The organism is Flavobacterium pedocola (genome assembly GCF_053764385.1).
Genome location: NZ_JBSNCR010000006.1, coordinates 71,601 through 92,968 on the forward strand (window position 1 = coordinate 71,601; position 21,368 = coordinate 92,968).

Sequence of the window (21,368 nt, forward strand, 5' to 3'; positions counted from 1 at the left end):
TTTCGGTTTTCTCACAGGATGTTTTTAAATTAACAATAATATTTTAGGATGTTGTTTTTTTTTAAAATTAAACTTTTTAAATTATAAGAAAAGTCGTAATTTTAAAGCAATGTAACTACTTACGTCTTCATGGTAAAGAAAAAGATAAAGGATAGATTGAGGTTTCCCAGCGTGTACTTTCTTTTTGGCGTCGTCTTTTTGTCGTGTGCCTCCTTAATCTTTATTAACTATTCTACTATCAGGATTTTATCGGCGAGTCGGGCTTATGTGAATGGTGAGTCCCATTATTCAAAAGCACAAAAAGATGCGGTACGCTACCTTACCACATATTTGTATACCAATGAAGAAAAGCAATGGGAGCTTTTTTTAACGGAAATACAGGTGCCTCAGGGGGATGGACATGCGCGTATTGCACTTGAAAACGGGATGAACGACGAAGCAGCAAAAGTTGGTCTGAGAGCCGGAAGAAATAAAGAAACTGATCTGAACGACATGATCTGGCTCTTTAAAAATTTCAAAACCGTTCCTTTTTTTGCAAAAGCTATTGAGGAATGGACCCAGGGCGATCAGCTTGTTAACCAATTGGCTGCACTCGGAAATGAGGTTCGCGATAAAGTTTCCACTTCGGAATTAACTGTTGAAGAAAAGAAAGAGCTATTGCTGCAGATTGGAGGTATTAGTGAAAAACTGACGGTTAACGAAAGGAATTTTGTCAATACTTTGGGGGACGGTTCCGGAAAAATTAAAAGTTACCTGATTTTTGCGAATGTATTTTTTATACTGGTGATTATAAGTTGTGTAAGTGTTTATTTTTCTGCCATGATGAAAAAATTACTTGAATCGGCCAGGGAGATTAAATCTAAAAACAACAATCTGTTATTGGTTAATAAGGAGCTTGATAATTTTGTTTACAGCGCTTCGCATGATTTACGTTCACCGCTTACCTCCTTAAAAGGCTTAATTGAATTGGCTAAAGAAGAAAAAGATTATGAACAGCTCCGGTATTATTTTGATCTGATGAACCAGAGTATCACCCAACAGGATCAGTTCATCAGTGATATTATCGATTATTCCCGAAATAAAAGGAAAGAGATGGTAAAAGAACCGGTCAGCCTGCAAAAAGTAGTGGATGAAGTTTTAATGCAACACAGTCATATCAGTGCAACCAAGGAAATAAAAATAAAAAAGAAAATAAAAATCGATGAAATGCACAGCGATCATTTGAGATTGAAGATTATTTTGAATAACTTAGTCTCAAATGCCATTAAGTATTGCGATTACGATAAAGCTGAAAAAATAATTGAAATAAAAGCCACCAAAGAAGAAAATTTCCATAAGATTGTGGTTAAGGACAACGGAATAGGTATTAAAAAGGAAGTCCAGCCCAGAATTTTTGAAATGTTTTTCGGGACCAATCATAATTTGGGTTCAGGACTTGGACTTTATATTACTAAAGAAGCAGTTGAAATTCTTAATGGGACAATTACCGTGAGTTCAGAAATTAAGAAAGGGACAACCTTTACAGTCATCATACCTAACCATCATGAAACCTGATTATACATTTTTACTAATAGAGGATAATGCGATTGACCAGCTGATCACGACCAAGTTGTTGAAAAATGCATTAGGGGATTATGATATCAATGTAGTAGGGAATGGGAAAGAAGGGATTGATTGGCTTTACGAATTCAAAAACAGTGACACTGAACCCTTGATCATCTTGTTGGATATTAAAATGCCGGAGATGGATGGTTTTGAATTTCTTACCCGTTTTGATGCCCTTTCAGAAGAACTTAAAAGAGGTACCGAAATTTTTATGCTTTCTTCTACTTTGGATATCAACGATATCAGAAGAGCTAATGCGAATCATTATGTAAAGAAGATATTCAGTAAGCCTTTGCCGGTCAAGCAATTTAAAGAGATGATTGAATTGTGATCGAGGCTAAATGTTTTTAAAGAACAGCTTGAGTATACAATTTGTTTTCTTTGAATTTTCCTTTTTTTACTTTCGGTTTTAATAGGATTTTGGCATCAGGCATCACCAAATTTGGTGAGGGCAAAAATACCTGAATTTGATGATTGATGCGCATTGTCTTTTTGTCTAATATTGTCTTGCTAAACACAATTTATTATCCTTATTCGGATAGAGAGCCACTTGAAAGAGTGGCTTTTTTTATTGGTTATCTTCAAAGTCTTAAGTTTTCTTATTGCGGGATTGCATAATTTTCAGAAAATCACAAACGTTACTTTCGAAAGTATTGAAGGTTTTTCTTTTAAAATCTTGAAATTAAAACCTGTTAAAGCCTGAAATGAATTTTTGAAAAATTATTATAATACATTGATTTTCAAGTATTTGTATTTTTTATGCTTTCAAAATTCAGTAATTGAACAAGTCAATCATTTTTTCGGGACTGTTTCGCTAAATATATTTGCATTGTTAATCGTAAAAAATGGAGTTGGTAGCATTGTTGCCAATTTCATATTAACAACTTTAGAGTAATTCAATTCAGAATTTTAGTTAGTAAGTTGAAAGTTTCCGGTTGATGGCTTTCAATTAAAAAACTTAGGTAATTGTATTATGTTTGTTGGTGCCTCCGCTTTTTTAGCGGAGGTTTTTTTTTGTAGGTACCGATTTGTGAAATCGGATTGAAACCTTCCTTAAAATGTTAATGATTTATAGCAAAAAACATTAGGCTCATTCAATATACTTTTTTATTTTTGTGACACTTTTTAATAAAGAAACACAATCTATTATGAATTTACACGAATATCAAGGGAAACAAATATTAGCAAGCTACGGCGTGCGTGTTCAACGTGGTTATGTAGCCAATAATGCTGAAGAAGCAGTTGCAAAAGCAAAACAGTTAACTGCAGAAACAGGTACCGGATGGCACGTAATTAAAGCTCAGATTCACGCAGGTGGTCGTGGAAAAGGTGGCGGAGTTAAGTTAGCGAAAAACTTAGATCAGGTTCAGGAAATTGCCGGTAAGATCATCGGTATGGATTTGATTACGCCTCAAACACCTCCAACTGGAAAAAGAGTTCACAAAGTTTTAGTGGCTGAGGATGTTTATTACCCGGGAGAAAGTGAAACAAAAGAGTTTTACATGTCGGTTTTATTAAACCGTGGTAAAGGTCGTAACATGATCATGTATTCTACGGAAGGCGGTATGGATATCGAAGAAGTGGCAGAGCACACTCCTGAGAAAATCTTCACGGAAGAAATCGATCCTGCTGTAGGATTACAAGGTTTTCAGGCAAGAAGAATTGCCTTTAACTTAGGTTTGTCCGGTGATGCTTTCAAAGACATGGTGAAATTCGTAGATGCTTTGTACAAAGCGTATATCGGTTCCGATTCTTCTATGTTTGAGATCAACCCGGTATTGAAAACGTCAGACAATAAAATCATGGCAGTTGACGCTAAAGTTACTTTAGATGACAACGCTTTATACCGTCACGCTGATTTAGCGGAGATGAGAGATATTACAGAAGAGCGCCCAATCGAAGTAGAGGCTAAAGAAGCCGGATTAAACTACGTAGATTTGGACGGAACTGTAGGATGTATGGTAAACGGTGCTGGTTTAGCAATGGCGACTATGGACTTGATTAAATATGCAGGATACGAGCCGGCTAACTTCCTTGACGTAGGAGGTACTGCTGATGCAAAACGTGTTGAGACTGCTTTCCGTATCATCTTAAAAGATCCTAACGTAAAAGCGATCTTGATTAACATCTTTGGAGGTATCGTTCGTTGTGACCGTGTGGCACAAGGAGTTGTAGATGCATACAAAAACATGGGAGACGCTATTAAAGTGCCGATCATTGTACGTTTACAGGGAACAAACGCTGAAATCGCTAAAGAATTGATCGACAATTCAGGTATGCCGATTTTATCTGCGGTACAGTTCCAGGAAGCTGCAGATCAGGTAAAAGCTGCTTTGTCTTAATTTGAATAATTAGTTTCAAGATAAAAAAATCCCAAGTTTTGCTTGGGATTTTTTATTTATAATAGGAAAGGAGTGCTTGATACGGATCTCCATTAAGGCCGAGTAAATAGGCAAACGCAGGTTCCGTTTTCATACCATTGCGTTTCAATTCGATTACAGATCTTCGGAAGTTATCGTCTTTTTCCTTTAAAATCCTGTTTTCGATAATCATGTGCCGATAGCCCATTTGTTCTTTAACCGGAAGGTTTTGACCGAAGATTTCTATTTCGAAGCCATCTGTAAAAAAGCTGGCCACTACCGTTTCAAGATTTTCAATAAACACTTCCTTAATTTTAAAATCGGGATATTTTGAAAAACGGTTTGCTATCGTTTGAATGAATTCAGTTTTGTCTTCCCATTTACAGGCAATATCCAAATCACTGTTTTCAATTGCAATATCAATAGGAATTGTGCCTATAAGGATTGGGGAATACTTTTTTAAAGTTTCGAAAATCGAATGTTGGGTTAAAATCTCATAACTTCTTTGTTGTAACGGATTGCCGTCAGCAAGGTAATGAAGAGTATCGAATTTATCCAATGCTTACAATTATGACTTTTTGTTTTTCCCGTTTTTAAATTTCACGTTTTGAACGACAGGTTCTTTTTTAACCGGTGCTTTTCCTTTTGGAGCCGGCTTTTTGAATTCCTTTTTAGGGCCTTCGGCTTTTGGTTTTTCGGCTACATTTTTTGCTGCTTCCGCTTTATGACCTTTCAGGACTTCGTTCGGGTTTTTAGGGTTTTCTTTTGTGCCTCGCAGATGAATTACCAACCCGTTTAAGAAATTACGCAACACCTGATCGCCGCAGTCCATGTATTTCGGATGGTCTTCGTTGCGGAAAAAGTTGCCCAGTTCGCCTTTAGAGATTCGGAAATCTACCAATTCAAGTATTTCTACAATTTGATCATCGCGCAACTGTAAGGCTACCCGAAGTTTTTTAAGTACATCGTTGTTGTTCATAATTCAGGATAATTCAGGAAACAAAGATACAGTTTTCAGAAATGGGAATTTAGTTTTACTTTAGCAAAAAATATACGATGGACACGTACGACGAAAAAATAAGCCTTCTTTCTGAAATGATTGCCTTTGCTGTGGTAGATGGGGAACTTCACGACCGTGAATACGATTTCTTATGGATTATTGCCCAGGAGTTGGGAATCAAAAAAGATGTTTTTCTGGAATTGTTCGGCAAACGTGACTCAATTATAGTAATCAAAGACGAGCACCACCGTATCATGCAATTTTACCGTTTGGCACTATTGATGCACTGTGACGGTATTTTACACGAAAGGGAAATAAAATCCATTAATGAAATTGGGATCACTATGGGACTGAATCCTATGGGGATTAAAAGGACGTTAAAAGCAATGGCCCAATCACCAAACCAGATGATTGAGCCGGAATTTCTTTTAAATGCTTTTATGGTGCAACATAATTAATGCTTCTCTATTTTTTTTGCAGGCTGGAATTTAGGATGCCCGGTGTGTTGGTAAGCAAAGCTCAACAAATCACCAATACCTTCAAAAGCTTTTGATTTACTGTCCCCCATGCCATGGCCTGCTTCAAAATCCGTAAGGAAGAGGATTGGTTTACCTGAAGTATTGGCATTTTGTAGGCATGCCGCAAATTTGGAAGGCTCCCACGCAATCACCCTTGGATCATTCATTCCTGCTGTTATTAATGTTGCCGGATAAGCAGTGCCTTTTTTAATGTGGTGGAAAGAATCCATTTCCAAAAGGGCTTTAAATTCGTCTTCTTTTGCTACTGTTCCAAACTCGGGAACATTGCCCGGGCCATTTGGAGATGTTTCCATACGAACCGCATTCAAACAACCAACTTCCGGAATCGCAGCGGCAAATAAATCAGGGCGTTCCGTCATGGCACGACCAATCAGGATTCCGCCGGCACTTCCGCCGCTAATGGCAATTTTGTTCGGAGCGGTGTATTTTTCACGAATCAGATATTCCGCCGCAGCAATAAAATCTTTCCAGGTATTCGGTTTGGTCAGTTTCTGTCCGGCTTTGTGCCAGGCATCTCCCAATTCACCGCCACCTCTTACATGCGGGACAACAAATATTCCGTCATAGGCACAGTAGGACAGTATAAAACCGGAGCTGAATCTGGGCTGTATCGATATCCCGTATGCGCCATAACCCATCATCAGCACGGAATTATTACCGTTCAGTTTTGTGTTTTTATTATAGATAATGGAAACCGGAACCATTGTGCCGTCATGGGAAGGAATCATCACTTCTTTTGAGACAATATTCATGAATTCTGGATATTCAATTTGTTTTGTGAGTGGTTGAAAAACAAACTCGTTGGTTGCCGGGTTGTAGAGGAATCGTTTTGCCGGAGAAGTCCAACCGGATAGCGTCACCCATACTTCGCTTCTGTTTTCGTTAACGGTTGCCAAGTCTGCCGAACCTGCCTGAAAAGGTAATTTTAATTCGGTTGGAACTGATTTTCCTTTCGGCAGAAAAAATACTTTTGCCTGAACCCCGTTTTCTGTAACCGTGTAATAAAGGCCGTCTTTGGTAAGGGAAAAATTGGTGATGTTTCCGTTTTTTGGTTCCTCAATAACGGTAATGGCATTTTCAATATTGGGTTTTGCAATCGGAACTTTAATGATTTTATAATTTGGTGCATTTTTGAAAGTCTGATAATAGATAAACTCTTTATCGATACTGAAATTAACTATTTCGTCTTTTTTCTCGACTAAGGTTTTCCATCGGTCCGGGTTGAAATTGTCTTTAAAGTCTGTGGCATATATTTTAAGGCGTTTGTCAACAGTTAACACCAGTCCGTAATTTTTGTTTGAGTTTTTATGATAAAAATTTAATGGAAATTCTTCTGGGCCGATGGTAAGTTCCGGGTTGGTTTTATTGGAAAAGAATTCTACATCTTTTTTAGGGTCTTCACCCAGTCTGTGATAAAATACCTTGGAATTCAGTAAGCGATTCACATCAGTAACATCAGAAGAGTTCAGCCGGCTGTAGGTGAAAGAATTACCGTCGGGCATCCAGGAAGGTGAGCTGAACCAGCATCGGTCATATACCTCGGGATACAATTTTCCGTTGCGGTCAACAATTAGCAATTCGGCACTTTCCGAGCCACTTGGCGAGATTTCAAAAGCCACTTTATCACCTTTTTCATTTGGGGAGATGGAACTGATGCTGTAATTCAAACCATTCCCTTTTTTATAGGTTTCAGGGTCAAAAAGTAATTTTTCAACACCTTTATAGCCTAATCTGTGGTAGAGCTTACCGTTTTCTTCGTTTGCTTTTCTTTTTAAGTAGAAATAATTGTCGTTTTCGGTTATCTGTAAATTGAAAATCACACTTTCTCTGCGTTTGTCAAGTTCATTTAGTTTGTCAATGAGTTTTTGACGTTCGGGAACTTCGTTGATTTTTGCCCTTGCATAAGTCGCATTGGATTTCATCCATTCGACTACTTTTGGATCGTTCAGGTTTTCAAGATAACGGTAAGGGTCTTCAAGTTTTACACCAAAATATTCATCGGTGACTACTTTCTCGGGTGCGGGTTGGGGTTTTAACTGTGCTAAGGAAACACTGACTGAGCAAAACAGCAGTCCAATCAGAAAGGGAGAACCAGTTTTCATAAATCCTTGTGAGTTTAAATGGATATTCGAGTGAAAAACTTGGTAGAAATGAGAATGTAAATGTACGAATTAAAAAGTCAAGGTTTTGAAATTAAGATAGTTAAGTTTTTGGATGATAGTTTTTTAAGTCGAAAGTTGTGCTCCGGAAGAGTTGCTGAAATTAAAAAAGGAGCTTTTAAGCTCCTTTTTATATACTATGGTTTCTAACGCTTAGTTGTGGTTCACATTGAAACTACCGTTTGTAATTGTAACCGTAGTTACACCATTTGAAGCGGTAAAGCTGAAAGTACCGATTAAATTGGTTCCGGAGTGTGAAGTAATAGTCAACGTTCCGCTGGTTAAGTTGTATTCCGGCTCAGTGTCTGAATTTCCAATACCTGCGTCAAAACCGGATGCGGTCATTAAATTATAGGTTCCAGGTGAAGCAGTAACAGGGATTGTTATGCTGTAAATACCAAAGTCAGCAGTGTCTGTAGCGTTGTAACCAAAAATAGAAACGTTATTCGCTGCAGAGCTTTCCATAATCATCAGATATTTTGAGTCTTCCATTGAGTTATCCATGGTGAAAACAGCACCTCCATTTTTGGAAAGGCTCATGGTTCCGTTGGTATGCATATCGTTATTCATGATCATAACAGAATTGATTCTTCCTTCGGTCATAGTCATGGAGTTTCCGTCAAAATCTTTTAAAGTACCTGAAAAAGTACCCGAGAGTCTTCCGGAATTAATATCGATATCGGTTATGGTAATTGTAAAACTTCCACCGGGTTCATCACTTGAATACATGTCCATTGCTGCATTGGAGTAGGAAAGTAAGCCTACATATTCATCCGCATTAAAATGGTATGTTCCTTCTGTTAAATTGTCTACCGGAAACTGAATGCCTATGGTTGACTGGTCCGCTTTCATTCCTGTAATCATAAGAACTGTTTGGGTTTCTCCGTCTATATTAACAGTGGATAAATTTGCAACAGCTGCACCGTTTATTGAACGCCAGTCCTGACCGTCAATGGTTGCGGTAATTGTTCCGGAAGGAGTGTTTGAACTGTTGCTGCTGTCACTTGAACAGGAAGCAAGTCCCATAATAAGGATTAAACTAAATAATCCGCTAATTTTCTTTATCATACGATTTGAGTATTGTTTGTGGTAAAAGTAACAAATAGAAAAAAGTTGTTTCTTTAAAAGATATAATGTATGAAAAATATCACATTTTTTCCTGTAAATGTTTTATTTCGTCGCGTAATTTGGCGGCCTGCATAAAGTCTAAATCCTTTGCGGCTTTTTCCATCGATTTGCGCAGTTCACGGATTTTCTTTTCAATTTCAGGTTTGGACAGGTACAGGCTTTCCGGTTCCGAAGCTTTCAATGCCTTGTCTTCGAAATATTGGGTAGATACGGAATTTCCGGCCAAAGCATTTCCTAAGCTTTTGTTTAAAGCTTTAGGTTCCAGATTGTTTGCTTTGTTGTAGGCCATCTGTTTTTCACGACGGTAATTGGTTTCGTCGATGGTTTTCTTCATCGAAGCTGTTATTTTATCAGCATACATGATGGCTTTCCCGTTTACGTTTCTCGCGGCACGCCCAACCGTTTGTGTCAGCGAACGATGACTGCGCAGGAATCCTTCTTTATCGGCATCCAAAATAGCAACCAGCGAAACTTCCGGTAAATCCAATCCTTCTCGCAACAGGTTTACCCCAATAAGGACATCGAATATGCCTTTTCGTAAATCCTGCATGATTTCCACGCGTTCCAAAGTATCCACATCGGAATGGATGTAGCGGCAACGGATGGCCACTTTGGTTAAATATTTGGTCAGTTCTTCCGCCATACGTTTGGTTAAGGTGGTGACCAAAACACGTTCGTCGGCTTCACAACGTTGCTGTATTTCTTCAATTAAATCGTCGATCTGGTTTTCACTCGGGCGAATTTCAATGATAGGATCCAATAATCCGGTTGGACGAATCACCTGTTCGACATAAATACCTTCCGATTTCTGTAATTCATAATCCGCCGGAGTGGCCGAAACATAAATCACCTGGTTTTGAAGGCTTTCGAATTCTTCAAACTTCAGCGGGCGGTTGTCCATCGCGGCAGGTAGCCTAAAACCGTATTCCACCAGATTTTCTTTTCGGGAACGGTCGCCTCCGTACATGGCGTGCACCTGTGAAATCGTCACGTGACTTTCATCCACCACCATTAAAAAATCATCCGGGAAATAATCCAATAAACAGAACGGGCGTGTGCCGGGTAGTCTGCCGTCAAGGTATCTCGAATAGTTTTCGATTCCGGAGCAATAACCCAATTCACGGATCATTTCCAAGTCGAAATTTGTGCGTTCTTCAAGACGTTTGGCTTCTAAATGTTTTCCAATTTCTTTGAAATAATCAACCTGTTTTACCAGATCCTGCTGAATTTCCCAGATGGCATTCTGCAAGACATCCGGAGAGGTCACAAACATATTGGCCGGATAAATGTTCAGCTTTTCATACTTCTCGATCACTTGAGCGGTTTTGGCATCAAAGGCTTCAATTTCTTCAATATCATCGCCGAAGAAGTGTACGCGGAACGGTTCATCGGCATAACTAGGAAAAATTTCCACGGTGTCGCCTTTTATTCTGAAAGTTCCTGGGGTGAATTCCGCTTCGGTTCTTGAATATAAACTTTGTACTAAACGATGTAATAATTTGGTACGTGATATGGTCTGATCGCGTTCAATCGAAATCACATTTTTCTGGAATTCCACCGGGTTTCCGATACCGTACAGGCACGAAACCGAGGCTACCACCAAAACATCACGACGGCCGGAAAGCAGGGCAGAAGTGGTGCTTAAGCGCAGTTTTTCCAGTTCGTCGTTAATGGATAAATCTTTTTCAATATAGGTTCCCGTTACCGGAATAAAGGCTTCCGGCTGATAGTAGTCGTAATAGGACACAAAATACTGCACCGAATTGTTCGGGAAAAACTGCTTGAATTCCGAATACAACTGAGCCGCAAGGGTTTTGTTATGTGCTAAAACCAAGGTAGGTCGTTGGACTTCCTGGATTACATTGGCTACGGTAAATGTCTTTCCGGAACCGGTTACCCCAAGTAAGGTTTGGTATTTTTCGCCGTTCTCAATGCCATGCGATAGTTTGTCGATGGCTTGGGGCTGGTCTCCCATAGGAGCAAAATTGGATACGACCTGGAATTTCATGTTTTTTAGTAGCTTAGTTGCAAAGATACTAATTTTAGTGCAGATTCAGTCCTTTGCAAGTAACCGGGCGATGATGAGAAAACCGCAGACTCACAGGTCTTAAATGGATATATGCTGTGAATCTGCGGAGAGGTTTTTGAAGAAATGGTTTTACTTAAACTTCATTGCCAAGGTTAGGATGTGTGAATCCAATCCGTTATTACGGGTGTAAAATCCATACCGAACCTCTAAACTGTTTATGTATTTAATATGGAATATTCCTTTATTGGCATCTGATATTTTATAACTTAACCCGATCATATGACTGCTGAATTTTGACAAATCGTAATCGCTTGTATAGAATTCGTCTTCCAGTCCATGCAAATAAATTGGTTGGAAACATTTGGCAGCGGTTTGGGTATAAAATCGATATGGTACCGATATTGATGAGAATGCCGATAATTTGTAACTGGGTTCAAAACTTATTGTGTGTGAATTGATATTCCAGTTATCCCAATAATAACGGTAAAAACTTCTTAAAACAATATTGTCTCCCAAGAAATAATTTGCCCTTACCCCAATGGGAACTTTAAAACGTGTGTCGGGTAATTTTTCTGATTTTACAGTTGCCGGGACGTCATTAAAATAGACCCTGTTGAATTTTGTAGCCAGTAAACCCTGCTGGTAGCCTAAGTCAGTAAGTAGGGCCATCTGGAAATTACGGTTAATGACTTGCGACAATGTTAAACTTAAATTATAGGACGTTCTTGGTTTCTTATCCCCTTGTTTTGCTTCATCATCCGAGGGGTTATTTCGGAGTTCTACCGGAAGGATTACTTTCCAGGTATCGAAAAAAACCATTCCTTTAGCTGAAAATTCCCGGTTTTTATCCTTTGAGATTTTAGTAAAACCGAAGTTTCCTCCTATGGATGTATAATCAAACTCACCAGAGAAAGAAAGTCCTCCGTTCAGGATGTAGTTTTTGGCCTCGTTTTCTAAGCTGTAATTTAAGGACGGATAAACCCTTACATCCTGATAAGAAGCGGAACTTACCGTATCCGGATCGATTTTGTCCGATGATGCCGAAGTATAGGTGTCTATGCCCAGTTCAAAAGCTAGATTGTGTTTGTGGTTGTAACGGTCTCTTTTGGAAACTTTTACTTCGATGGTAGTGGCCAAGTCGTTAAGTTTTTCGGTTCCTTTACCTCCTGTCACGGCAGAATTGTTTCCGTCCTGCGTGTAATAACTGGAAATGAAATTGACTTCTTCGATTTTCAGTTTTTGCTTTTTATATGTCGAACTGTCTGTGGTAGACCTGTTGTCTTGGGCTTTCATATTGTTTCCGAATAGAAAAGCCAGTACTGAAGCTGCAAATATCCTTCTTTTCATGATTCAAGCAAAAATTAATTACAGCCGCAGCCACCTCCTGTTTTGCCACCGTTGGCACCGGAGCTTCCTTCCCTGTAGAGTTGAAACGTATTTTCGAATTTTTCAGATTTTTTGGCTGCCAACTGCATTTCGGAATCGTTGATTTTGGATTTCTGATATTCCTTAACTGGTTTGCATCCGGCACTTAAAATAAGTGCAGATAATAAGGCAATTCCTTTCATGATTATCAATTTTGAGGTTAAGTGAGTTTTATGTTATGGGAAAAAAATTTAGTATCGTTGTCGTCGATGATGATACAGCCGATTTGCTTCAGCTGATTGATAAAATCCAAACCAACTTCTATACCCATTACAGTTACCGGAGTGGCCAATGCATCTGCAATTTCTGCATTTTCAGCAATAATGGTAACACTTTTGATACCGCTTACCGGAAAACCGGTTTTAGGGTCTATAGTATGGGAATATTTTTTGCCGTCAATTAGTACGAATTTTTCATAATTACCGGAAGTTGCCACTGCCGTATTGGTGATTTTGAAAGTTGAAAAAATATCGTTTTTCAGGTTCGGATCTGCAATGCCAATGGTCCAAGGTTCACCGTTTTCCTGATAGCCCCAGGCTGATAAATCACCGGAAGCGTTAACTATACCGCTTTCCACGCCATTTTCGATGAGTTTTTTCTTGGCCATTTCGGCCGCATATCCTTTTCCGATGCCGCCAAAACCGATCCTCATTCCTTTTTTCTTTAAGAATACTGTTTTTTCGGATTCATTAAGGATGATGTTTTCGTAATTGATTAGTTCTACTGATTTTTTTGCAGTTTCCGCATCGGGTAATTTGGTCATGTTTAAGTCGAAGTTCCAGAATTTTTTATCAATGCCGCCATAACTTATGTCAAAAGCGCCCTGCGTAATTCTGGAAATCATCTGGCAACGTTGAATCAGGTTGAAAACTTCATCCGGGACTTTAATCGGCTTACTTCCTGAATTTTCGTTTATTTCATGCGTGATACTACTAGTAGAAAAAGTAGTCAGCAGTTTTTCGATTCTTCGGATTTCATCAATGGCCAAATTGATTTTTTGATCGCACCAATTTTCATCGGGTCCCAAAACGGTAAACTCGAAGCGATTGCCCATTAATTTTTCAACTTTTTTCTGGAGCATTAGTTGTCCTTTAATTTGGTGATAAATTCATCGAGGTTTTCCGTTGGGTATTGTTCCCATTTTTTTACGATTTCTCCTTTTCCGTTGAGCAGAAGAATCAAAGGGAATAAACCATTTTGGTTGTATTTCTCAGCTAATTCTTCATTTTCCCGGGTTTGGTTTTCAGGAAGCTGGTTCTTTTTTAATCGTGGAAAATCCGCATTGAAAACAATCAGGTTTTCGTTGCTGTATTGTATAAAAGCATCCGTTGCAATAAAATTTTTTTTGAATTTTACGCAGGGAGCACACCAATCGGAACCGGAAAAATAAAGCAGTAGCTTTTTGTTTTCCTGTTTTGATTTCTCAAGAGATTCTTCAAAAGTGGTGCGTTTGGTTTCCTGAGCTGTGAGAGCCAGACAGAAGAACATCAAAAAGGTCATTACTTTTAATTTCATTTCAAATAGTATTGGTTGTATTTGTAAAATACTGATGATCAGTATATTTTATAACAAAATAACGAATATTTGAAAGCAAAAGTATGTTTCTAATCTAAAGATTCGATTAAGATTAAATCTCCTTCTTTATGAGTAATGGTAACTAGCCCATCTTCAGTAACATGGTTACTGCTTCCGGTTCTGTAGCCTATAGTCAGGCTGTCATTCTTTAAGGGAAAAAAAAGGTTTTCGGAATGGATGCCGCTAACGATTCCGATTGGGATAAGGGAAATGATACTGTTTTCCGGATACCATTTCTGATACTGTTTCGGCAATAAGAATATTTTGGAATGATCGTCCAGGATAACAATTTTCAGTTGGTCACGATAGCGAACGATATTGGTGATGTTGGTGATGGTGTGATCGGCACGTTTTCCAGTGGCCCATACCACGTTTACAGCCTTGTGTCCTTTTTCTATGAGATACTCGAAGGCTTTTTCCAGATCGGTTTTCTCCTGATCCGGTGTGTGAACGATTTCGAGCGGATATTGTTTTTCTTTATAATAGTCCGGCTCGAAACCTCTGTCGAAATCCCCTAACAACACATCGACTTTGATGTTCAACTCCAAAACACGATCCATAGCAGAATCTAGTACAATCACTAATGGCGACCATTCCAGGAGTTGCCCCAGCAGTTCGTTGCTGCATTCTGCTCCGTTTGCAATGATTAAAGCAGGTTCCTGATCGTCTCGGACTATATGGTGTGAGGACATGATAGGGTTATGAGTTGTGGATTATAAAATTCGAATTTCAGAAAGTAAAGATAATGATTCTTATTCTGATTTTAGCCCGGATAGCAATGGAAAGCAAATTGCTGTACAGCCTAAATTTTCTTATAAAAAAAGAGCGCCCAACGGAAGCTCTTTTTTTATTTTAGAAAAATGGGTTTTATAGTGATTTCTTGTAATGTATAGCCGGACAAGCTTCTAATGAACCGTATAATTAAGTGTATCGATTTCGGTTAAACTGAAATAGCCAAAAGGGAAATTGTCCTGATTGGTTTGATTTACTATGTTTCCTCTTAAGGTTGCTGGTGGCGTTGCGAAAGGGTTTGTGCCCTGTGTACCTGAGATGGCGATTAATTTTTCCATGTAGTTGAAGTAACGTTCCGAAATGCCCTGCAGACTGAAATCGAGCTTGTCTCCGGCCTTTAAGTCTTCATCGGTGTAGAAACCGAACATCTGATTGCCTTGGAAGAATTCGTCGTCGATAACACCATATTCGGGAAAGACTTTCGTACTGTTTTTGGCGCCTGTCAGATAGAAATTATCTTGAGTGCCATTATCCTGATAGTAGAATTTCACCTGAATCATATCGCCGTCAATTCCGGGTACCGTGATTTGTTCCACACTGTCTATTTCAGGCGTTGCGTAAAGTTTATCGGTAGCATTATAGGTTTGGCCGTCGTGGATTACGGTTAAAGTGTACGTTTCATTGATAACCGGGATGAAATCGGTACAAATGTATTCTCCGGTGTTCGGTGTTTCAGTAAAAGTGAAAACCACATTGGCGCTATTGGTGACAAAAACTGTTGCTCCGGAAACTATCGGAATTGTAGTGTTATAATAATCAGTAGTTGTGGTAAGTTTTATTTTTTGTTCGTTTCCGGCAGAGCCTTTTTGCCATTTGATTGAGGCATCGATAACCAGTTTTGGCTCTGCGGTATCCAAAGGAACATTAATAGCGTCTTCGCAGCTTACAAACGCGACTACAAGCAAGAGAATTGTGGTGTATAGTAAGTTTTTCATAGACAGATTTTTAAAATTTAAAATTATAGGAAACTGAAGGCACTAATCCGAAAATTGACAGTCGTATGGCTTCATTGTTTCCTGTATCTGGGTTTTCCCTAAAACTTATGGATGCCGCATTTTTTCTTCCGTACAGATTGTAAATACTGAATACCCATTCGCTTTTCCAGCGCTTTGTGCTATCCGGCTTTGGAACCAAGGTGGCCGATACATCCAAGTGATGATATAAAGGTAAGGAATTTGCGTTTCTGGTGCCGTAACTCGGTACAGTAACTCCCTGGTAAATGTACTGACCGTTAGGGTAGGTGACCGGCTGGCCACTTTGCAGGATGAAATTGGTTCCGAAAGTCCATTTTTTGGAATATTTGTATGAACCTGTTACTGCCAGATTGTGCATTTTGTCGTAAGCGGAACGATACCATTCACCGTTGTTGATGCCTATTTCTGTTTCGGTTCGTCCGGGAGTTCTTTGCTGGGATCGTGAAATAGTGTAAGCTACCCATCCGTTCAGTTTTCCGGTGTTTTTTCGGATTAGGAATTCCAGGCCATAAGAACGCATTTCACCGTTCAGGATGACCTGTTCTATAGCTTTATTGGCAATTAAATCGGCTCCGTCGATATAATCCATGCGGTTTTTTATGACCTTGTAAAAACTTTCGATTTCCAGAGTGTAAGCGTCTTCCTTGAAGTTATTGAAATACCCGAATGCCACCTGATCGGCAATTTGTGGTTTAATGTATTTATCGCTTGGTGTCCATACATCCAAAGGAGTAGGAGAAGCTGTATTGGAAACCAATTGAAGGTATTGAACCATTCGGTTGTAACTTGCTTTTACGGATTGGTTTTGGTTTAGCTCATAGGCAAGTGCAATACGGGGCTCCAGATTGTCAAATTTAGCAATAACTTCATTTTTACTGTAGTGAACCTCTCCGATAGGCCTGGCTTTTTCATAGATTTTTAATTCTTCATCATAATGTACCGGTTGGTTGTTTTCGTATAAATTGACTGTTGAAGACCCCAAACGGTAAAATAAACTGTAGCGCAATCCGTATGAAACGCTTAGTTTATCGTTGATTTTTTGTTCAGCATCCAAATAGAAAGCGGGTTCAAAAGCGTATTTTTTGTCCAATTGTTCATAATTGATTCCGGAATCTTCTCCGGTAGGTTCGATGGTACCCGGATTGAAATCATAATACACTGCGTTGGCACCGTAATTCAGTTTTATGGAATTGGACAGGTAGTGTTTGAAATCATATTTCAGGTTGTAGTTTCTGATTCCAGATTTCCAGTTGAAGCCTACGAAGTTCAATGTCAGTCCGTAATAATAATCGCTGTATATCAAGGAAAGATTGGAGAAAAGCTTATCGGAAAACAGGTGGTTCCAACGTAGGTTTAGGGTTGAATTTCCGTAGGTGTTGGTGAAAGTTTCACTCAAGGTAAAAACGTCTCTTCCGAAATAACCGGATAAATACAAATTGTTGTTTTTGTTGAATTTATAGTTGAGTTTGGTGTTTAGGTCGTAAAAATAAGCTTTGTTCTCATTGTCACTCAATTTAAGGAAAAGGTGCGCATAAGAAGCTCTTCCACCAATTAGAAAGGAGCCTTTTTCTTTTACGATAGGACCTTCCGCCAATAAACGACTGGAAATTAATCCGATACCACCGTTCATGCTGAACTTGTTGCTGTTTCCGTCTTTTTGATAGATGTCCAAAACAGAGGAAGCGCGGCCTCCGAATCGTGATGGGATACCACCTTTGTACAATTTTAAATCTTTTATGGCATCGGGATTATAAACCGAGAAAAATCCAAAAACGTGCGACGAGTTGAAAATGGTCGCTTCATCCAAAAGAATCAGATTCTGATCGGCACCACCTCCGCGCACATTGAAACCTGATTGCCCTTCGCCGGCATTGGTAACCCCAGGTAAAAATAAAAGCGATTTGATTACGTCGACTTCGCCTAAAACCACCGGCATTTGTTTTATGGTGGCTATTGACAGTTTGTGGACGCTCATTTCCGGTTTTCGGATGTTGGCCTTGTTTTTTTGAGTGATGATGACTTCATCCAATTGTTTACCTGTTTCTTTCAAACTGAAATCCTTTGTGATATTTTCATTTAGGAGTACGGACTCAGAAACCGATTCATAGCCTAAGAAACTGATGACGATTTCATAACTGCCTTTAGGCAGTGTTAAGGAATAAAACCCGTATTCGTTGGTAATTGCGATACCTTTTGTGTTTTTTATGGAAATGCTTACGCCGATGAGGGTTTCGTTTGTACTCTTATCAGTGATGGTTCCGCTGATGGTGAATTTTTCCTGAGCTGTTAAAAAATTACTGAGGAGCATTAGAAAAAGAATGATGAAGTACTTTGTAAAAGACATGAATCAGCTTGTTTTTTTTTGTAGGAATAGGTCGCTAAAACAGCTTTTTTGTTACAAAAAGTATGTTATTACAAGACGAAAAATAATTACACAATATGTTTTTTAATAATTACAAAAAATAAATTTTATGTTAAAAATATAAAAATTAAACAAATTGTTAAAATTCGTTGTATTTTTGTATTTTAAAACAGTAAGTGCCATAAGAATAATGCATTGAAAAAGCAAAAAAAGTAGTTTCAAAATGCTGTAATTTTAATAATAAATAGTATTTTTATTAGGTGCTGATTCGGCTATTACTGTCGGAAATCTTTACGGTATTAAAAAACTTTGGAAATTCTTTTAATAAGACTCAAGAGATAAATGAAATATTATAATCCGATTAAGTTTTTGGTTCTTTTTGTTTTCACGGCTATGTTGTTCGCAACAGCTGCCGGAGCACAAACGTTATCAAAACAAGAGTCTTTATTCGATGAAACGGAAGATTTGTTGTACTCTAAACCTAATGAGGCTTTAAGAGTCGCTTTTCATTTATTAAATAACGCTTCCTCCAATGAGGAGAAGGCCAAATTACGTTTGTTGATAGCAAAGATTTATAAGGTTAAAGGTGATTACAGCAATTCGCTTAAGTATTTATTTGAAGCCGACAGAAATGCTACGGATTTACCAGCGGTACTTGCTATTGAAATATTGGTAAAAAAAGCAGACATCCTCAGAGAATTATATCTTGACGATCAGGCAAAAAAATATTTGGCTGCAGCCGAAGAAAAGGCGTTAACCGTTGAAGACCAAAATGATAAAGTCTTTGTTAATTCTTTGATTATCCTGGAGCAATCAAGGATCTTTTTTGAACGGCAAAATTTCAAAGAAGGCCTGCAACTCATTCAGCAACAGGCAGCGGATCTTAAAAAAATCCAACTCAGAAACCCTGAGCTGGATTTGAAATATACCATTATTCAAGGAAGGATTTATGCCGGCCTGGGTGATTTTGAGAAAGCACAATCCTTTTATACTACCGCTTCCGAAACCTTAGAAAAATTAAATGCAAAATTTGATTATGCCGATATTTACTGTTTAAGCGGATCGGCAACGGTTTATTTTCATAAGAAAGAACATGCTAAAGCTATTGCTTTACTTTTAAAAGCCGAAAAAAAGGCACAGTCACTTGGCAATCTGTATTTAGTGGAAATGGTGACGAATCAGTTGGTTTCCAATTACATTGCTTTAAATGACAGGCCAAATTATAAGATTTACAATTCTATTTTTTTTAAAACAGTCAGAAAACTTGAAAATCTTGAGCAAGAATCGGTTAACACTGCTTACAATCTTATTGCACAGGATAGCGTAAATTCCTTTGAGGCTAAGAGAAAAAGTTACTATCTGAAAATATATGCGGTCTTATCTTTTTTCCTTTTGGTGGTTCTTGTGTGCTTCTTCTTTTGGTTTCAATACCATTCCAAAAAGAAACGATTGAACGAAATCATCAATTATTTGGAAATCACCAGAAGTAATTTGCTTACCCGTTTTATTGAAAAGAAAGAAACTACCGGTAAAAAGATTTTTATTCCTCAGGAAACCGAGCAGGTACTGTTGGCGAAGTTGAGAAAATTCGAGAGTTCAACACGATTTACCAGCAATGATATGTCTCTGGCTTTACTTGCCGGTCAGTTTGAAACCAATACGAAATATTTGTCGGAGGTTATCAACAAGAATTATAACGTTAATTTCAATACCTATATCAATAAGCTTAGGATTAACTTTATTGTTGAAAAACTAAAATCAGATGCTAATTTTATGAATTATAAGATCAGTTATCTGGCAGAAACCTGTGGCTTTTCCTCACACAGTAGTTTTGCAACCATTTTTAAATCGATAACAGGAATAGCACCTATCACTTTTATCGAACTGCTAAGGGAGGAAAACGAAACCATGAATCATAAGACAGCGTCATGAGACAAAGCAATACCCAATTTTCAGTTGTTTTTCTGGTAATGGGCTTTATGCTGTTTACTACGGTTTTCTATGCTCAGGGAAATAAAAAAGTAGACAGTATCATAAAGGCCAGTACGCTGGAAATGTATACGAATCCTGATAAGGTAATTGCTACCGGTAAAAAAATTGTCAATGAAGCCGGAAATGATATTGATATCAAAATAAGAGGCTACCGATTGATTTCAGACGGCTATTCTTCAAAAAGAGACTACCAAAAATCCCTGCAATATGTAATCAAAGCCAATGAGCTTCTACCGCAATCCAAAAACGAACTGCTGAAAATAAAAGTGGCCAGCAAAGTGGCGATCCAATACCATCAGCTTAAAATTTATGACAAAGCGATCCAGTATTTGGATCAGGTTGAACGTCAATGCCTCGATTACCCAGTGCGGGATTCTGTTAATGCGACTTTGGGGACTACCTACATCGTTAGGGGTTTTATTTACAAGGAAAAATTGAATTGTGATATAGCCATTAGTTTTTTTGACAGAGGGATTGATGAAATCATGAGATCAAAAGAGCCGAATATCAATTATAGCAGCCTGAGCATTGCCAAGTATAATAAAGGGAATTGCTACCTGGTGCTGTCAAATCAAAAATTAGCTATAAAAAATTTCCTTGAGTCGATTGCAGATGCTAAAAAGATCAATGCAAACAGTCTTCAGGCATTTTCTCAAAAAGGTTTGGCCCAGGCCTATACGCTGGAAGGAAAATACAAGGAAGCTATTTCTTTGCTGAAAGAAGCCAATGAAATTTCAAAGAATGTGAATGATTTGGTATTGAATCAGGAAATTTACAAAGGATTGTCGGAGAATTATCTGGCCATGAACGAATGGGACAATTACAAAGAATACCGTTCGAAATATTTAATAACGCAGACACAGATAAAGAAGAACGAGCGAAAATCGGTTTGTGATTCTTTGGACGAGAAAGACAAAGATGAGGAACAGAAATTTGATAAGGATAAGAGCATGGTATTGTGGGGTATGATTATTGCTTTTTTATTATTGGTTGGGATTGTTTCCCTTTTTGTCCGATCCATTACAAAATCTAAAATCACCATTGCTATGCTCAACGAAAAAGTCCAAAAGTTACAAAGCGAAAAATTGCTGCGAAATGATAAATAGATTTTTTTCGGGTTCAATAGGTAGTTTCTCCTTCAGCTTAATCGGATCAATTTAGCGATTCATTTTTCAATACAAACTTCAAAAGAAGCATTCTTTTTTTTAACTCATTTGATGAAAATCTAACATTTTTTTAGATTTAAATCTTGTTGTTATTTTAATTTTTTGTTTCAGTTTTTCATAAACAAATCCTTAAAAACCTCTTCAATTCCCAAAAAAAGCTTACAAAAACCCTACTGTAAAGGAATTGTAAATTTAAAACACACTTTTGTGTCAATGTCTTGTTTTTAAAGGCTTCACGATGTTTTTTTAGCTTTTAAAATTC

Annotated in this window: 18 protein-coding genes; 6 read left to right on the forward strand and 12 right to left on the reverse strand. The window is 38.1% G+C overall.

The annotated features are described in order from the left end of the window. The first annotated feature begins 267 nt into the window (after positions 1-267). The 3 genes from ACWPKD_RS13630 (at position 268) to sucC (ending at position 3,947) form a co-directional block, all read left to right on the forward strand. On the forward strand, positions 268-1,554 hold the full coding sequence (locus ACWPKD_RS13630; RefSeq protein WP_455413243.1) for a sensor histidine kinase: 1,287 nt from the start codon (positions 268-270) through the stop codon (positions 1,552-1,554). Further along, entirely contained in the window at positions 1,544-1,936 is a 393-nt protein-coding gene (locus ACWPKD_RS13635) for a response regulator (protein ID WP_455413244.1), read from the forward strand. The genes ACWPKD_RS13630 and ACWPKD_RS13635 overlap by 11 nt, the downstream gene beginning before the upstream one ends. Positions 1,937-2,753: 817 nt before the next feature. Further along, positions 2,754-3,947, forward strand: coding sequence for an ADP-forming succinate--CoA ligase subunit beta (gene sucC, locus ACWPKD_RS13640; protein WP_455413245.1), 1,194 nt, complete (start codon positions 2,754-2,756; stop codon positions 3,945-3,947). A 52-nt stretch (positions 3,948-3,999) separates the two neighbouring features. Here the strand turns inward: sucC and ACWPKD_RS13645 are convergent, their stop codons facing one another. Then, positions 4,000-4,524 carry a DUF4269 domain-containing protein gene (locus tag ACWPKD_RS13645; RefSeq protein ID WP_455413246.1) on the reverse strand — a complete coding sequence of 175 codons (525 nt, stop codon included), beginning with the start codon at positions 4,522-4,524 and terminating at the stop codon, positions 4,000-4,002. A gap of 9 nt (positions 4,525-4,533) precedes the next feature. Then, a complete protein-coding gene (locus ACWPKD_RS13650) occupies positions 4,534-4,944 on the reverse strand; it encodes a DUF1456 family protein (protein ID WP_455413247.1) in 411 nt (136 codons plus the stop codon). Between the two features lie 77 nt (positions 4,945-5,021). Between ACWPKD_RS13650 and ACWPKD_RS13655 the strand changes: the two genes are divergently transcribed. Next, a complete protein-coding gene (locus ACWPKD_RS13655; RefSeq protein WP_455413248.1) occupies positions 5,022-5,423 on the forward strand; it encodes a TerB family tellurite resistance protein in 402 nt (133 codons plus the stop codon). On the opposite strand, the gene ACWPKD_RS13660 is transcribed toward ACWPKD_RS13655, so the two are convergent. From ACWPKD_RS13660 to ACWPKD_RS13705, 10 genes are all read right to left on the reverse strand, one after another. After that, on the reverse strand, positions 5,420-7,606 hold the full coding sequence (locus ACWPKD_RS13660; protein WP_455413249.1) for a prolyl oligopeptidase family serine peptidase: 2,187 nt from the start codon (positions 7,604-7,606) through the stop codon (positions 5,420-5,422). The two genes, ACWPKD_RS13655 and ACWPKD_RS13660, sit on opposite strands and share 4 nt — an antisense overlap. A gap of 210 nt (positions 7,607-7,816) precedes the next feature. Beyond that, positions 7,817-8,731, reverse strand: coding sequence for a hypothetical protein (locus ACWPKD_RS13665; protein ID WP_455413250.1), 915 nt, complete (start codon positions 8,729-8,731; stop codon positions 7,817-7,819). Positions 8,732-8,810: 79 nt separating this feature from the next. Beyond that, positions 8,811-10,799 carry an excinuclease ABC subunit UvrB gene (gene uvrB, locus ACWPKD_RS13670; protein ID WP_455413251.1) on the reverse strand — a complete coding sequence of 663 codons (1,989 nt, stop codon included), beginning with the start codon at positions 10,797-10,799 and terminating at the stop codon, positions 8,811-8,813. 150 nt (positions 10,800-10,949) lie between these two features. Beyond that, positions 10,950-12,167: a DUF3570 domain-containing protein gene (locus ACWPKD_RS13675; protein ID WP_455413252.1), complete on the reverse strand. Its 1,218-nt coding sequence runs from the start codon at positions 12,165-12,167 to the stop codon at positions 10,950-10,952. 14 nt (positions 12,168-12,181) lie between these two features. After that, entirely contained in the window at positions 12,182-12,388 is a 207-nt protein-coding gene (locus ACWPKD_RS13680; RefSeq protein WP_455413253.1) for a DUF4266 domain-containing protein, read from the reverse strand. A gap of 17 nt (positions 12,389-12,405) precedes the next feature. Beyond that, positions 12,406-13,326, reverse strand: coding sequence for an FAD:protein FMN transferase (locus tag ACWPKD_RS13685; protein ID WP_455413254.1), 921 nt, complete (start codon positions 13,324-13,326; stop codon positions 12,406-12,408). Beyond that, positions 13,326-13,760: a thioredoxin family protein gene (locus ACWPKD_RS13690; RefSeq protein WP_455413255.1), complete on the reverse strand. Its 435-nt coding sequence runs from the start codon at positions 13,758-13,760 to the stop codon at positions 13,326-13,328. Before ACWPKD_RS13690 ends, ACWPKD_RS13685 begins: the two co-directional genes overlap by 1 nt. A gap of 89 nt (positions 13,761-13,849) precedes the next feature. Continuing rightward, positions 13,850-14,512, reverse strand: coding sequence for a thiamine diphosphokinase (locus ACWPKD_RS13695; protein WP_455413256.1), 663 nt, complete (start codon positions 14,510-14,512; stop codon positions 13,850-13,852). A 213-nt stretch (positions 14,513-14,725) separates the two neighbouring features. Next, positions 14,726-15,547, reverse strand: a complete 822-nt coding sequence (locus tag ACWPKD_RS13700) for a DUF4249 domain-containing protein (RefSeq protein ID WP_455413257.1) — start codon at positions 15,545-15,547, stop codon at positions 14,726-14,728. Positions 15,548-15,557: 10 nt separating this feature from the next. Beyond that, positions 15,558-17,930, reverse strand: coding sequence for a TonB-dependent receptor (locus tag ACWPKD_RS13705; RefSeq protein WP_455413258.1), 2,373 nt, complete (start codon positions 17,928-17,930; stop codon positions 15,558-15,560). A 360-nt stretch (positions 17,931-18,290) separates the two neighbouring features. On the opposite strand from ACWPKD_RS13705, the gene ACWPKD_RS13710 reads away from it, so the two are divergent. Beyond that, positions 18,291-19,880: a helix-turn-helix domain-containing protein gene (locus tag ACWPKD_RS13710; RefSeq protein WP_455413259.1), complete on the forward strand. Its 1,590-nt coding sequence runs from the start codon at positions 18,291-18,293 to the stop codon at positions 19,878-19,880. After that, the gene (locus ACWPKD_RS13715; protein WP_455413260.1) at positions 19,877-21,046 is read left to right on the forward strand and encodes a tetratricopeptide repeat protein; all 1,170 of its coding nucleotides are present in this window, start codon (positions 19,877-19,879) and stop codon (positions 21,044-21,046) included. Before ACWPKD_RS13710 ends, ACWPKD_RS13715 begins: the two co-directional genes overlap by 4 nt. Positions 21,047-21,368: the final 322 nt, after the last annotated feature.